Consider the following 14,490-nt stretch of genomic DNA (forward strand, 5'->3'; position numbering starts at 1 on the left):
AGGACATCGCGGAGCCCGTCCACGAACCGGTTGCCTGGTGGAACCGCACCCCTCCAGGAGGAGTTGATCGTGGCACTCACCCAGGCCTCTGCATCGAACCCTGAGGTGATCGCCGTACGCCCTGGGAGCCCGCTGTCCGGCTCCGTCAGCGTCGACGGTTCCAAGAACGCCGCCCTGCCGATGCTGGCCGCAGCGGCGGCCGTGCGACGGACGGTTCAGCTGGACAACGTCCCGGCCAGCGCCGACGTCCAGTCCATGCTGGCACTGCTCCAGGGAGCCGGCTGGCATGTCGCTCAGGCCGTCGGGCAGCAGGGCAGCCTGCTGGTCATGGCACCGGAGACCGCACCCACTGCTCCCGATCTGGGCCGTGCCGCGGGTATCCGGGCCTCCTACTACCTGGTGCCCGCCCTTCTCGCCGTACAGGGCAGCGCCCGGCTGCCCTGGCCCGGTGGCTGCCGGATCGGGGAGCGCGGGATGGACCTGCACTTCAAGGTCTACGAGGCGTTCGGCGACCGCGTGACCGTCCAGGACTCCGGTTACATCGTCGAGGCCGGTGAACGGCGTACCGGCGTGGTCTCCCTCGAACTGCCCTTCCGGTCGCGCGGCGCGACGATCGCCGCCGTGCTCCGTGCGGTCGTCTCCGGCCGGGCCTTGCGCCTAGGTCTGCCGAACCTGTCGCCGGAAGTCCTCGCTGTGCTGGACGCCCTCGGCTCGCCGGGTTGGGAGGCCCGGGTCAGTGAGCAGGTCCTCGACTTCAGGGCAGGAGCGATCCCCGCCGAGCTCCCCGCCTGGCGCGTACCGGGCGACAAGATCGAGGCGGGGACCCTGGCCTGTGCCGTGGCCGCCACCGGGGGCAACGCTCGGATCGAGGGCATCCGCGGGCGCGACCTCGTGCCGTTGCAGGCCGCGCTCCAGCGTCTGGGCATCCCTACCTCGGTCCGAGACGAGGCCCTCCTCGTTGACGGCGGAAACGCCCGGCCGACAGGTCAGCCCTTGCGGGCCATCGCCACCCTGTCGCCGGGCGGCCTGGACGCGGACTTCGAGCCCCCGCTGATGGCCCTCGCCCTGAGCCAGCCCGGCACGCACCTGTTCGCCGATTCGATCAACCCGGGCCGCCACGGCAACCTGCTTCCTCAGCTGGCCAGGCTCGGCGCCAAGATCGAGGAGATCTCGCCCACCGAGTGCCGGCTGACCGGGCCGCAGCACCTGACCGGCGCCGGTGTCGAGGCCACGGACATCCGCACCGGATCCGCCCTGATGGTGGCCGCTCTGACCGCCCGCGGGGTCACCACCCTCGGCGGCGTCGACCAGCTCCGCCGAGGCCACGCCGACCTGCCCGGCAAGCTCCTCCACCTCGGCGCCGACATCTGTGAGGTCACCCCATGACCGCGAGCCGTTCGGTGCGCCAGATCATGGCCACCACCGACGTCCACTCCGCCCTCGGCGCGGGCGACCTGCTGCTCGGCCACCTTCACCAGTCGCGAGCGGACAATCTCCTGGTCGACTGCGGTGACTTCTTCGAGGGCACCGGCTACTACCCACTTGGCCAGGGCGCCCTGGAACGGGAAATCCTGCTCAGCCTGTACGACGTCATCGCGCCGGGAAACCACGGCTGGCCGCACTACTTCGAGCCGGTGCTCCACCGGCGGACCGTGTGCGCGAACACGGTCGACACTGCGAGCGGCAACTCCCTCTTCCAGCGCCTGCGCATCGTGGAGGTCGCAGGTCGGCGTACAGCCGTCACCGGGGTGATCGGTCTCCAGGCGTTCGACTCGATCCCCGTCGGCCAGGGGTCCGGACACCGGGCAACCGACCCGGTGCAAGCGCTGCGCGAACTGATGCTCGCGCACCACCACGAGGTCGACTCCTGGGTGCTCCTCAGCCACTCCGGCTTCGAGGAAGACCTCAAGCTCGCCGAAGCCTGCCCCTTCCTGGACGTCATCTTCGCGGGCCACTGCCACAGCCGGCACACGGGCCCTGCCCGCGTCGGCAACACGGTCGTCCTCAAGGGCCGCGAACTCGCCGTCGGCTACGCCATCGCGGCGCCCGGTTCCGCCGGCTGGGTCGGACGTACGGCCCTGTTCCCAGACTCCGCCGAGGCCGTAGCACCGGACCTGCCGCTTGAGCTGGCCTCCTTGCGGGACCGCATGGCCACGGTCGAGGCCCAGCTGGCAGAACCCCTCGGACGGATCGCGAAGCCCTACCGGAACCACCAGCTCGATCGCCGGGCCCTCCTCCAGGCCGTCGCCGACCGGCTCCGCAGCGGACTGGGCAGGGCGGCGGTCGTCCTGAACGAGACCACCGTTCGCACGACCCTGCTCGGCGAGGTCCTGACCACGGGTGACCTGCTGACCATCGAGCCGTTCGCGAACACCCTGGTCGAGGCCCGCGTCGCGCCGGCCCACCGCCACGATCCCGAGGCCCTCATCGGGCACCTCGCCGAACGGGTCGGCCCACTCGTCACCTCTCCCGACCCCCTTCCGGCCGGGCTGACGAGCGTGCTGACCACCGACTACCTGGCCGACATCTGCCTCGGCGGCCGCACCCACCCCGCCGGCCTCGGCCTCGGTTCGGCGATCCGGAGCATGCTGACGAACGGAGACGACCAGTGATCCTGACCGGCCCCGAGATCACGTCCGCGTCGCAGGACGGGCGGTTGCGCATCAATCCGTTCCTGCCCACCCAGGTCAACCCGAACAGCTACAACGTCCGCCTCGGACCGCTCCTTCTCACGTACACGGAGGAGGTCCTGGACTCCCATCGCCCCAATCCCACGCGCCGCATCCAGATCGGTGACGACGGTTACACGCTGCAGCCCGGCGAGCTCTACCTGGGGCACACCCAGGAGGAGGTGGGCTCCGACTGCTTCGTCCCGCTGCTGTTCGGCCGTTCCTCCGTGGGCCGCCTCGGCCTTTTCGTCGAGATCACCGCACCGATCGGGGACATCGGGTTCCACGGCCAGTGGACGCTGATGCTCACCCCGACCCGCCCCGTCCGTGTCTACGCCGGGATGAGGATCGGGCAGATCATGTTCTTCGTCTCCGAAGGCGCGGTGGACTTGTACGCGGGCAAGTACCAGGCGGCCTCCGGTCCCCAGTCCTCCGCCTACTGGCGCGACCTCGACGCGTCGGAGGCGGCGTCGTGATCCTGACCGGACGTGCCATCGCCGCGGCCCACGCCGCGGGCCACCTCGCCATCGACCCGTACGACCCGAGGCGCCTCTCCCCCAACGCGTACGACTGGCGACTGGGAAGCACCCTCCGCGTCTGCGAGGGGGACCTCGACGCCGCCGCTCCCACCGCCTTCCGCGAGCTTGCCCTCCCCGACGACGGATACGTCCTGGAGCCCGGCCACCTCTACCTCGGCCACACCCTGGAGCGCACAGGCTCCGAGACCTACGCCCAGCTCCTCAACGGCGACCGGACTACCGGATCCCTCGGCATCTGAGTCCACGTCTCCGCGCCGCTCGGGCACCAGGGCCACGCGATCCGCTGGACCCTAGAGATCCGAGCCACCCGCCCCGTACGCGTCCGGCCCGGCATGACCTTCGGCAAGCTCGTCTTCCTCCGCGCCCACGGCTCCCCCGCCAGCTACCAGCAACACGGCCTCAAGTACCGCACCAGCGAAGGCATCGAGACGTCACGCCTCTACGAGGAGAACCCCGGAGGCCGTCGATGAATGCCCTCGTCGCCACCGCCCTCGACCTGCTGTACCCCAGCCCCGGCGGCAGCGTCGAACTCTTCCTCGACCTCTACACCGGCGCACAACCCGCCATCCCCGCCCGTGCCTTCATGCTCGCTCCCGACGGTCCCCGACCCCGCACGCCCGCCGGCCTCGACCTCCTCCACGCTTCGGGCAAGTCCATCACCGGACCCGCCTTCAGCCGGTACATCACGAACCTGCGCCACGCCATGGCGACAGCCATCGACCCACGTCAGATCGGCATCCTGCACCTGCACCACCTCGCCTTCGGCGCCACCCCCGCTCTCCTGCGGGCGCTGCCCGCCCACCCGCGGATCGCGTTCGTCCACGGAACCGACCTGCTGTATGCCGAGAACCACAGCACCCAGCTCCGCGTCCTGCGCGAGGCCGCCTCCGAAGCCGACGCGATCGTCGTCCCCACCGGTGCCATGGCCGACCGCCTCCTCAAGCTCACTCCCAAGACGGACAGGCGCAAGATCGAGAAGATCCCCTGGGGCGTCCCCGACCACCTCCTCACCAGCCCACCACCCCGACCCGCCCGGCGCCCCGCCAGCCATCTGCGAGTGCTCTTCGCCGGGCGCCTCAGCTCCGAGAAGGGGCTCGAACCCCTCCTGCAAGCCATCTCGGCCACCCCCTCGGTCGAACTGAGCATCGCCGCCCCGCGCGCCCAGTTCCACGACCTCACGCCGGTCATCCGCCAGCATGGCGTCCACGTCCGCTACCTCGGCTGGTTCCGCCGGCAACAGCTCTGGAAGGTCTTCGCCGACCACGACGTCCTTGCCGTACCCTCCACCACCCTGGAGGCCATGGGGCTCGTCGCGCTCGAAGCCCAGGCCTGCGGACTCCCTGTCCTCTACCAACCGGTCCCCGGACTCAGCGAAGCCCTCTCCGGCAGCGGCCTGGCCACCGACTTCACCAACGCCACCACCGCAGCCCACGATCTCCACCGCCTGCGCACGACCCCCGGCCTCCTGGAGATGCTCCGGGCATCCGGCCGCACCAACGCCGCCCGCTTCCCTCTCAGCACCACCGTCGCAGCCATCTCCGACCTCGGCCGACGGCTCGCCTGACCCCGCCTGTGGCGCAGCGGGCACTGCCCTCGCCGCGTCACTAACCTGGCCAGTGGACCACCCGCGACCCACGACGATCGGGAGACCATGACCCACACCACCGACCGGATCGAAGACCTCCTCCAGACCGGCGTACGCGACGAGGTCTACCCCGGCGCGGTGTGGGCGGTCGGGGACGCCGACGGCATCCAGGCCAGCGGAGCCGTCGGCCTCCTCGACCCCACCCGGCCGGACGAGCCGATGCGGCTGGACACCGTCTTCGACGTGGCCAGCCTCACCAAGGTCCTTGCCGTCTGGTCAACGATCGGCACCCTCGTGGAAGAGGGGAAACTGCAGCTCCACGCCCCCCTCGGCGCCTTCTGGGACGAAGTCGTGGGTCACCCCCTGGCCGAGGCCACGACCCATCACCTGCTCACCCACACCGCCGGGCTGCCCCTGCGTGCCAACCTCAAGAACCTCTACGGCACCGACCCCCAGGACATCCGCGACGGGGTCCTCCACGAGGCCCTCCACCGCCCGCCCGGCGAGGCCGTCGAGTACACCGACCGAGCCGCCCTCATCCTCGGCTACCTCGCCGAGCACCTCGCCGGCCAACCCCTGAACCAGCTCGCCACCGACCGGATCTGGCGCCCACTGGGCATGACCGGGACCCGCTTCGGCCCCCTCCCCGACGCCGAGGCGGCCCGCTGCGCCCCCACCGAGTACGACGACACCACCGGCACCCACCTCAAGGGCACCGCCCACGACTTCTCCGCCCGTCTCCTCGGCGGCGTCTGCGGCATCGCCGGCACCTTCTCCGTCCTCGACGACCTCGCCCTCTTCCTCCGCCACATGCTCGCCCCCACCCAGGCCGCCTTCGGTCCCACCTGGATCAAGGACTCCCTCCGCCTCCACACCGGCGACCTCACCCCCGCCCGCGGCCTCTTCTGGCACCGCGCCCCCGGCACCGACCCCACCCAGGACATCTGGGTCCACTACGGCTTCACAGGCACAGGCATGTGGATCAGCCCGGCCCAGAACCGCTGGGCCGTCCTTCTAACCAACAAGCTCCGCCTCAACCGCGACCGCGAGCCCCTGACGGCTGTCCGCAACGCCTTCCGGGCAACCGCCTTCGACACAAACGATCCGCAGAAGAGGTAGGCGGGTCGAAGGCGGCCAGCTCGATCCCTCGCCTGGCGGAGCTTCCGCCTGGCCGCCGAAGCCGGCGACCCGGAGCTGTCGGCGACCGCGCTCCGCGGCTTCACGGTGCAGTGCGTCGACCTCGGCTACCGGGCCGAGGCCGTACGGCTCGGCGAAGCCTGCGTGGAGTACGGCCGCAACCTCGACAGCCCGCGCGCCGCCGCCCAGGACGACGACCGCCGCATGGCCACCAAGCACCTTGCCATGTCCGAGGCAGCCATCGGCAAGCCGACAGCCGCGGGCGGAGACTCCTGGGCCGCGCACTACGCCCCCGGCCGCTGGGCCCACGAGTCCGGCATGATCCTCTCCCGCCTCGTCGACCTCGACGCCGCCGAAGAACACCTCCACCTCGCCCTGGACATCCATGGCCCCGACCGCCACCGCACCCGCACCCGCACCCGCACCCGCACCATCGTCCTCGCCGACCTCGGCGGCGTACGCCTACGCCAAGGCGACGTCGACGGCGCCATGGCCAATTGGCGCGACTTACTCGACTGCTCCGACGGCATCCGATCCGTCAAGGTCCAGGCTGCCCTCCAAGACATACGCGTCCGACTGCGGAGGTACAGCGGAGTCCAGGAGGCCCAAGAACTGCGCGAGCGAGCAGCCCGTCTCGGGGTGTAACCCAGTCCGGCCGCCATATCTACGTAACCCGATGATCTTGCCTCACACCATCTCAGAGGGCGAGCCTCACGCGGCCTGCCCCCAAAGTCGTGCTGTTCGTCTACGCGGAGCCATCCGCACCGTCAATCAATACCGCTGCTCACAGAGCAGGAAACGTGGCCCTATCCGTAGAGGGCTAGCGGACAATCTGCCCATATCCGGCCACCGATAGATGAGTCGTCGACGCAAACACGGTGAGCTATGACATGACCCGAGAAGCAACAAGGAAAGCATCCGGGAGCTCAGTTACGTAAATTCTCAATCCGGCGAGAAATCCAACGATCCAATCGGCCAGTACTATTCTCCGCAGCGACACATTCACCTGTTGGAAGAATGGCCAGCTGGCATTTCTTTGCGATTAGCTTCAGATCTTTTCCAGACGAAGCGACAAGGCGGGTTTCCAGCAGGCGGTTGCGTACATCACCAAACGATACACCTCGCGACTTTAGCCATTCGATCATCTCGGGGTCATCAGAACGAACCTCCCCTCCTTGACACAGCCGCGTAAGCAGAACAAATTCCTCCTCTCCGATAAAATTCGGGCTCCACTGCTCCGTCGCCGAAGCAGCATCAAGCGCCTTGCTATCAGCGTCAATCACTTGAACTTGCCAGACACCTCTTCCATCGATGCGGGCAGCACGACAGGTCAGCAGAGTCCTGGCGATCTCAGTCTCAAGATCCTCTCCCCAAACACTGCCCCCGAGTCCATACACCTCATCCAGTCGTGTCCAAATGAACTCCAGCAACAGCCTGAGCGGATTTTCCGGCGTCGAGAAATAAAACGGCCACCATCCATCGATCGGAGGCGTCATGAACGGTCGACCATTGGCCTTAACAAGGGAGTATCCACCCGAAACGACCAACTGAGGGAAATTCACCGGACCGAATCCAGCATTCCCGGCATTCTGCTCCAGGTAGCTCGCCATCGACTTTCGAAACGCCCGCTCGCTCTTGAAGCCATGCATCCCAAGGATTACTCGAACCGAAGAAATCTGCTCCATAAGAAGGGTTTGCAGTAGAGCATCCTCCTCGTAAGAGAGCGCGACAGCCCTCTCCCCATCCCACGCCAACTTCCCAGTCATCTCTGCAAACGTTCTGACCGACGGGGCCATATTTCGATCTGGCTCGTCCGTCACCTCGTCATCACCCTGATAGTAGGCTTGCTCGATATCGCTAACTGCATTAAGTTGGGCAAACGCATCGCGAAGCTCGGCCGAGTAGAGGTTCTTCTTAACTTCGACGACGGCAATAATATCTTTAACGTGCCACACGTAAGAGTCTGTATACGGTAGCCTCTCCCCCTCACCACGAACCACCATGCAATCAAGTTGACCAGATACGCGACTGCGGCCATCGCGAGCAAATCCGGATACCACTCGCAACCCCAATCCGTCCGGAAGGGCTCGATTCAACACATCCGAAGACAACCCTTCATACATGTCTCCAATTGTCGGAGCATGCTTTACAGGGGCATCGTCAAGCTTAGGGAGCTCGTCTCGGATAATGGCCGACAGAAGGTCGGAAACTGTGCGAATCACTAGACCTCATCTACAAGTTGACCCGATTTATGCGCCCGAGAGCATTAACGAAGGAATTCGTTTGTAGCCAGTGACTCACCAAGATAAACCACCGGCACACGACCGCGTCAGGGTCCGCTCCGCCGGATCCACCCGGCCGGCTCGTTGAACCAAGCCATGGTTGAGGCAAGAACCCGAGCCCAGGTTGTCGAGACCGTCCGCCCCATCTGCAACGACATCAAGAAGCCTGTCGAGGGACTGATCACGGAGATCACCCCCGCCTCGTCCGACTGGCCGCTCGCGGGCGCAATCTCGGGTATCTGCGGTCTACCCTCGGCAACAACTCGAGGACGATCCGGGCGACTTACACCGCCTGCCGGGCACCAACAGCAAAGGCGTGCCCCAACCGTGCCCTTAAGGGCGGTCAACAGCGGTCAGGACGGATCCAGGAACGGACCCCGGAAGGTGCCCAGTAGGGTGCGTTTACGCAGGTCAGGACTCATGTGGGTGCGTTCCGCGCAGTAGATTCCCAAGCTTATAAAGCGAGTTCGATTCTCGTCATCCGCTCTTGCGAGAGGGCCCAGGTAAGCGACCTGGGCCTTTCTTCGTTGTCTAGACCTCTTGGGGTCGGCGTGCCACTCGCGTGCCATAGGAGACCTCGCATGAGGTCAGGGCGCTGGGTGGCAGGCAGCATGATCCGAAGCCCACCCCGCCGTACGTGCGATTGGGTGATGACGCAGTGATCGTGGATCTGAGCAACTACGAGCTGGTGTGGCCGATATCGCTGTTCGTGTCGTAAGGGGAACGGGTCCTGAGGACCAAGGGCTCCCAGCCCTCGCGGGAAGAACACGTGGAGTGCTCCTGACGAAGGCCCTGGTCGGATCGACAGCCGTGACGGACTCTCAGGGAGTCGAGACTCAACATTCCGGCTGGGGCCCCACGAGGGAAAGCCGGTACAGAGGAGACACCCGGGCGGACTGGTTCTCGGAACTCATGAGCCGTGCTTCGGAGATCCGGCCGCAGTCACGCCTTGACCGTACTGGCCTCAGTGCCAAGGGCGCGGCTCGTCTACCACCGGGAGCGCCCCGGCCCAGGCGTCCGCCAGCACCGTCGGCCATCGCCTGGGCCGGCCGACCAGACCCGCGACGGAGGGAACCTTGGCGATCAGGGGCATCAGCTGGGTGACGTCGTTGCGGTTTCCGCCGGTCAGCGACACGGCGAGCGGGATGCCCTGTCCGTCGACGAGGACGTGGTGCTTGCTGCCCGGCCGTACTCGGTCGACCGGGCTGGGCCCGCTTCTGGGCCGCGTCGAGCGGCCCGGACATGGCTTGAGTCGTTTCCCCGCCCGCGACCAGTCGAGCTGCCTGGCCGACAGCAGCTTCTTCAGCAGGACCAGGCGGAGCCGGTCCCACACACCGGCCTCGCTCCACGCGGCAAACCGCCGCCAGCACGTCATCCCCGAGCCGAAGCCGAGCTCCTGCGGCAGGTACTCCCACTGGATCCCGGCATGGAGCACGAACAGGATCCCGCACAGAGCCTGCCGGTCCGGCACCCGAGGCCGCCCGCCAGCAGCTTCGACGCCGGAACCGGAACCGGGAACAACGGCACGACCGGCGGCCGGCGACCACAGTTCGGCCGCGACGACGGCGACGAGGGTCTGGCCGCCCCAGTGGGGAGGGAAGTTGGCCGGCCCGGGAGAGTCGGCCTGCCGCACGGGGCCACCCGGGCGGGGGAGGCGGAGACCAGGGTCTCCGCCTCCCCCGTTGCGGCTCAAGGTGCCGAAGACCGTTACCCAGGGTCGACAGGGCGAGCGAACCCACCACCTGCCGCATGGTGTTGAGCAGGAGGGGGGAAGCGCACCCGACCCTTTCGGTTCGACGTCGGACAGCGCCGTGATGGTTGGCGAGTTCGACAACTCCAGGGGCCCCGCCGCGGCGGGGCACTATTCAGGAGCGGCGCAACTCCACTGCCTTGGACTGCAGTTCCTTCATCATGGCGATGCTGTGGAGCATTTTCCGGAAGGCCGATGTGATCCTGCGTACAGGGCGGCGCATGAGGCGACTGGCGGCACCGATCATGTTGATCATGGCCATGCCCTCCTGGACAGAAGCCGATTCGATCTCGGCGCCCCAGTCCGTCAGGGCGATTTGCTCCAGCACTCCCTCCGCGTCCTCCGACCATTCGGCGCGAGGAGTGGTGGCCAGCCAGTCCAGGAACACCTGGAAGGCGGTGCAGGAGGTGCGCATGCGTTCGGCAAAGCGGTCCGCCGCAGCCTCCAGTTCTCCGGTCGGTCCCTCGATGGCCTTGGCCAGGCGGTTCACCACGGCCATCATCTTGTTCGCCGTGGCCCCGGAGTGGTTGACCCGGGTCATTTCCTCCCCGAGGAGCATCATGAGCTCAGCGAGGTCCGACATGGCCGCTTCCACGTCGGCCATGTCGTCGGCGAGCGCCTCCATCTGGGCCTCGGCCTCCACGATCAGATCGAACAGGCCGGGGAGGTTGTCGTCGGGGCCGCTTTCCGCTCCGGTCGCGGAGCCCGTCTCGATCGGGCCGTCCGTCCGCACCGGGTCCGCCGCCAGCACATCCAGCAGTTGCTTCCGGGCAGTCGCTGTGCCGTCCGGATGGGACAGGAAGGCCAGGCGGAGCACCGTCCGGGGGGTGGGACGGCACTCGGCGTCCTGGGTGACGTGGACGGTGCGCCGGCCGAGGGCGTGGCGCGCGCCGAGGGCAAAGGCCAGGTCCGGGTCGGAACCGCCGAGGTCCGCGACGACGACGTCCGCCTCAGTGAGCAGGTGCAGCAGCTGGTCCAGGGGCAGGCCGGCCTCGGCGAGGCTGCCCGCCCTCAACAGGGTGAGGCCGAGCTGTTCGCACACCGGGCGCACGATCTCCTCGTGGAGGACGGCGGACCGGTGCCGCTCCTCCGGGAGGCAGGGGGTGGCGGAGTAGGCGGTGGTCGCGGTCCCGTCGATGACGAGGCAGGTGGGCATGGTGGTTTCCTTTCGGTGGCGGTCCGGGAGTGGGGCCCTGCCGGCGGCCTCGACCGCCGGCAGGGCGGGAGAGGAATCAGTCGAAGAGCGTGAGTGCCACGCCGTCGGCGACCTCGTCGGCGAAGACGGGACGCTCCTCGATGCCCAGCGCGGCCAGCAGCTCCACGGTCCGCACCCGGTGGCGGCGGCCGACGGACACCGTGGGACAGGGGAACTCGTCTCGGGCGACCAACCGGTAGGCGGTGCCCATGCATATACCGAACGCCCGGGCCGCCGTGCGCAGGTCGACGCTCACCGGCAGGTCGAAGATCTCGCGGAAGGTGAGGGGTGTGTCGTGGCAGCCGCTCATCCCTCCCTCCCGACCCGGCGCAGGGAGAGGGCGGCGACCTGGCGGCCCCGTCCGGAGTACCCGACGCTCGTGGCCGTACCGGCCACGCCCCATGCACTGGCGAGAGCGCCGATCCGTACGCCTTCGACACGGTGCGCGGGTACGGAGATCCGCAGGCTCGCGGAGAGCCCCGAACGGCGCGGGGCCGGGTCGTAGTCCGCCCGCCAGACGTCGTCCCTGCCCGCGCCGGGGGGAGTACCGCCCGCGCGTTCCACGTCCTCCACCGCGTTCTCGCGGTGCGTGTCGCGCCAGACCTCCCAGGCGCGGGAGCAGGCCGACCGCAGCACCGCACTCCCGGGTTCCGGGTCCCGCGGGTCCAGCTTCGCCAGTTCTTCGAGGTAGCAAGTGACGAGCTCCGCCTCGACGTCCTCGCGGTCGGCACGGCGGGACCGGGTGATCCGGGATGCGTTGCCGCGCAGTCCCGGGAGCCCCAGCCACACCACCGCCTCCCGCCAGTCGGGCCCTCCGGTCCGGAAGCGCTCCGCGACTTGGTGCCACAGGGAAGCCCGTGCCAGGGAGCACGCGGTGCGGTCGTAGAGCAATACACGGGCCCGGTCCAGGGAAAGGGGTACGCCCGCCGGTTCTGTGCCGTCGAACAAACGCAGCGGGGGCGTCGGTTCGTTTCCGGCGCACCGGCGCTCGACGGTGGTGAGGATGCCGGGGCGAGAAAAGAAAGTCATGGGTCGCCTCCTGTTCAACCGGCCTGCGAGGCCGGGGTGTTGTCTCGCCAGGTCTTCAGCGCGCGGGCGGCGGGTGCCTTGCCGGGCATCGCGTCCGGGCCTCTTTCCACGGCCAGGAGCCAGCGGAGGACGCCGGGCTCCCGAGCGGTCACCAGCCCGTCGAGGAGCCGGGCGACCGCCCGGGACCGGCCCTTGGCGCCGACCGCCCCGGCGCACCAGGTGAGCAGGGCATCTCCCATGCCGGAGAAGGCGACCGACTCGTTCAGGGAGTGTCCGACGAGGTGGACGGCGACCGCCGCCGAGCCGGCGCGGGCCAGAGCCCGTCCGCTCCACCACAGGGAGTCGGTGCGGGCCATGACGGGAAAGGCACAGGCGGTCAGCAGGCCGGCCGTGCCGTCGGTCCGCGCCCAGTCCCGCATCCGGTGCAGGACGGTCACCCTGGTGGTGTGGTCGCCTCTTTCGAAGCGTCGTACGAGTGCCCCCTTGGCAGCCTCGAAGACGGAGAGGTCGTCCGGCCCGGCGCCCAGGGTCTCGACGAGCTGTTCCAGCAGTCGCAACGCCTGCTCGTCCCCGAGCCCCTCGGGCTCCTGGCAGGCGTACGCCACAGCGTGCTTCAAGGAGGCTTCGGGCGTGACGCTCCACAGGTCCAGCAGGTCGGCCGCCGTCTGTGCCACCTCCCGGTCCCGGAAACGTGTCGCCAGGCATCGCCCAGCCACCCGCGGGGCGGGGAAGACCGGAGTGGAGGCCAGCGCGGGCAGCAGTTCCAGGGACTTGCCGCTCGTGGCCTCCGCCAGAGCGGCGACGGCCCGGCCGGCCCGCTCGATCTGGTCCTCCTCCGGGCCGGGGTCGGCGAGCCAGGCGTGTACCACCGGCACGAGGTCCGCACGGTCCCGGCACAGGCTGTCCCACACGGCCCCGCTCACGGCGGGCCAGAAGAAGGACACCCTGTCGGTGGCCTCGTCATCGGCGCGGCTCACACGATGGGCTCCGAGGATCCGCAGGACTTCGGCTGGCGGCCTCGTCGGAGGCTCCTCGCCCGGATGACCGTAGGAGCTGGGACCCCGCATCCTGTCCGGGCCCGCCAGCCGCAGCAGTTCTCGCGCCCGTTCCATCATCACGGCACGGTGCAGTCCTCCGTAGACGCCGAGGGAGAGCAGACAGGCCAGGAGGGCGGGATCGCGCTGGGCCCGGGCCAGGATCTCGGGACCCTCGGCGCCGGCCAGGATGCGCATGAGCTCCCCCGGGGCCGGGCCGCCCGCCGCCCCCAGGCGCCGCAGGGTGGCCGCGGCCTGTGCGGCGTGGCGTGGCGGCAGGCCGTCGGGCAACAGCTCGTCGAGATCGCCGGGTTCCAGGGCCCGCAGCAACCGGGCGGGTACTGCCTCGTCGGGGCAGCCGTCCGCGAGGTGGGTGGTGAAGACCTTCCGGGGATCCGGCGGCCGGTGGCGCAGGACCGGCACGCCGAGCTGGTCCTCCAGTGCGCCCACCAGGCCGGGGGCCTCCACCAGGACGATGACGAGGCGGGCGCCCGCCTCGGTCAGGAGCCCTTCGAGGCGGGCCAGGTCCCACGCCCGGAGCGCGAAGGGATCCGCGAGCTCCGTCACCAGGTATCCGTCCACGCCCTGGGCGCGCGGCGACCACCGGGAGAGGTTGGCCGTTCCGTCGACCTGGACAAGCACGGGGGCCTCGTGGCCGTGCGCGAGCAGGTTGAGCGCGTGTGTCTCCCGCCCCGTCCCGGCCTCGCCGACGAGCACCACGATGCCGGATTCGCGCACCGCGAGGGCTTCCTCGAAGCCGGGCGGCGCCACGAAGCACCGCCGCGCAGCCTGCACGTGTTTCGTCCGTACGGGGCCTTGCCGCATCGGCCCCGGAACCGCGCCGCCCTCCACCGAAGGTGCGAGCCGCTGGTGCTGGCCGCCGGTCAGCAATCCGGTGTTGATGACGCCGTTGGGGGCCCAGATCGCCGGCCCCCGGCCCGCCACAGCCATCGCGAACTCGGCGAAGTCGGGCTCGGTCTCGCCGGGGAGATCAGCTGTCGCCATCGGTTCCTCCGCCGGTGTGGCCGGAGAATTCGACGGTGGTGACGTGCTGACCGCCGTGGACGGTGCCGGTGTTGATGATGCCGCGCTCGGCGTTCAGCACCGTCGCGGGGGAGGTCGCCGCCCGGGAAGCGGCGCCCGGGGCCGCCTCGGGCTCGGGTGCCGGGCCTGCGGCTTCCCGTCGCCGGCGGAACGCGAGGACATTGTCCGGGGTCTGAGGTTCTTCTGCTCGCATGTCGCCCTTTCCTTCCGTGGACGCCCGGGAATC

General features: G+C 69.0%; 12 protein-coding genes and 2 pseudogenes. 7 read left to right on the forward strand and 7 right to left on the reverse strand.

Annotated elements, in window-relative coordinates:
* Positions 1 to 105: 105 nt before the first annotated feature.
* The 7 genes and pseudogenes from ACFXDJ_RS03670 (at position 106) to ACFXDJ_RS03700 (ending at position 6,575) form a co-directional block, all read left to right on the forward strand.
* Positions 106 to 1,386: a UDP-N-acetylglucosamine 1-carboxyvinyltransferase gene (locus ACFXDJ_RS03670; protein ID WP_384654601.1), complete on the forward strand. Its 1,281-nt coding sequence runs from the start codon at positions 106 to 108 to the stop codon at positions 1,384 to 1,386.
* Complete coding sequence (locus tag ACFXDJ_RS03675) at positions 1,383 to 2,612, forward strand: metallophosphoesterase (RefSeq protein ID WP_384654569.1); 1,230 nt, start codon at positions 1,383 to 1,385, stop codon at positions 2,610 to 2,612. Before ACFXDJ_RS03670 ends, ACFXDJ_RS03675 begins: the two co-directional genes overlap by 4 nt.
* The gene (dcd, locus tag ACFXDJ_RS03680; RefSeq protein WP_384654567.1) at positions 2,609 to 3,145 is read left to right on the forward strand and encodes a dCTP deaminase; all 537 of its coding nucleotides are present in this window, start codon (positions 2,609 to 2,611) and stop codon (positions 3,143 to 3,145) included. Before ACFXDJ_RS03675 ends, dcd begins: the two co-directional genes overlap by 4 nt.
* Positions 3,142 to 3,678, forward strand: a pseudogene (locus tag ACFXDJ_RS03685) (deoxycytidine triphosphate deaminase). Before dcd ends, ACFXDJ_RS03685 begins: the two are co-directional and overlap by 4 nt.
* A complete protein-coding gene (locus ACFXDJ_RS03690) occupies positions 3,675 to 4,772 on the forward strand; it encodes a glycosyltransferase family 4 protein (protein WP_384654564.1) in 1,098 nt (365 codons plus the stop codon). Before ACFXDJ_RS03685 ends, ACFXDJ_RS03690 begins: the two are co-directional and overlap by 4 nt.
* Before the next feature lie 87 nt (positions 4,773 to 4,859).
* The gene (locus ACFXDJ_RS03695) at positions 4,860 to 5,912 is read left to right on the forward strand and encodes a serine hydrolase domain-containing protein (RefSeq protein WP_384654562.1); all 1,053 of its coding nucleotides are present in this window, start codon (positions 4,860 to 4,862) and stop codon (positions 5,910 to 5,912) included.
* A gap of 105 nt (positions 5,913 to 6,017) precedes the next feature.
* Complete coding sequence (locus ACFXDJ_RS03700; RefSeq protein WP_384654559.1) at positions 6,018 to 6,575, forward strand: hypothetical protein; 558 nt, start codon at positions 6,018 to 6,020, stop codon at positions 6,573 to 6,575.
* A 281-nt stretch (positions 6,576 to 6,856) separates the two neighbouring features.
* Here ACFXDJ_RS03700 and ACFXDJ_RS03705 read toward each other — a convergent pair whose 3' ends face one another.
* The 7 genes and pseudogenes from ACFXDJ_RS03705 to ACFXDJ_RS03735 form a co-directional block, all read right to left on the reverse strand.
* A complete protein-coding gene (locus ACFXDJ_RS03705) occupies positions 6,857 to 8,152 on the reverse strand; it encodes a DUF6602 domain-containing protein (protein WP_384654556.1) in 1,296 nt (431 codons plus the stop codon).
* A gap of 1,081 nt (positions 8,153 to 9,233) precedes the next feature.
* Positions 9,234 to 9,698, reverse strand: a pseudogene (locus ACFXDJ_RS03710) (IS5 family transposase); the annotation flags it as partial.
* 379 nt (positions 9,699 to 10,077) lie between these two features.
* Positions 10,078 to 11,118: a hypothetical protein gene (locus ACFXDJ_RS03715; RefSeq protein WP_384663754.1), complete on the reverse strand. Its 1,041-nt coding sequence runs from the start codon at positions 11,116 to 11,118 to the stop codon at positions 10,078 to 10,080.
* A 76-nt stretch (positions 11,119 to 11,194) separates the two neighbouring features.
* Positions 11,195 to 11,467, reverse strand: coding sequence for a DNA-binding protein (locus ACFXDJ_RS03720; protein WP_384663756.1), 273 nt, complete (start codon positions 11,465 to 11,467; stop codon positions 11,195 to 11,197).
* The gene (locus ACFXDJ_RS03725) at positions 11,464 to 12,186 is read right to left on the reverse strand and encodes a hypothetical protein (protein WP_350914222.1); all 723 of its coding nucleotides are present in this window, start codon (positions 12,184 to 12,186) and stop codon (positions 11,464 to 11,466) included. The genes ACFXDJ_RS03720 and ACFXDJ_RS03725 overlap by 4 nt, the downstream gene beginning before the upstream one ends.
* A 14-nt stretch (positions 12,187 to 12,200) precedes the next feature.
* Complete coding sequence (locus tag ACFXDJ_RS03730) at positions 12,201 to 14,225, reverse strand: hypothetical protein (protein WP_384847683.1); 2,025 nt, start codon at positions 14,223 to 14,225, stop codon at positions 12,201 to 12,203.
* Positions 14,212 to 14,457 (reverse strand): S-type pyocin domain-containing protein, encoded by a 246-nt coding sequence (locus ACFXDJ_RS03735; protein WP_384649024.1) that lies wholly within the window; start codon positions 14,455 to 14,457, stop codon positions 14,212 to 14,214. The genes ACFXDJ_RS03730 and ACFXDJ_RS03735 overlap by 14 nt, the downstream gene beginning before the upstream one ends.
* Positions 14,458 to 14,490 lie beyond the last annotated feature (33 nt).

Origin of the sequence: Streptomyces sp. NPDC059443 (genome assembly GCF_042750105.1) — a bacterium.
GTDB lineage: Bacteria > Actinomycetota > Actinomycetes > Streptomycetales > Streptomycetaceae > Streptomyces.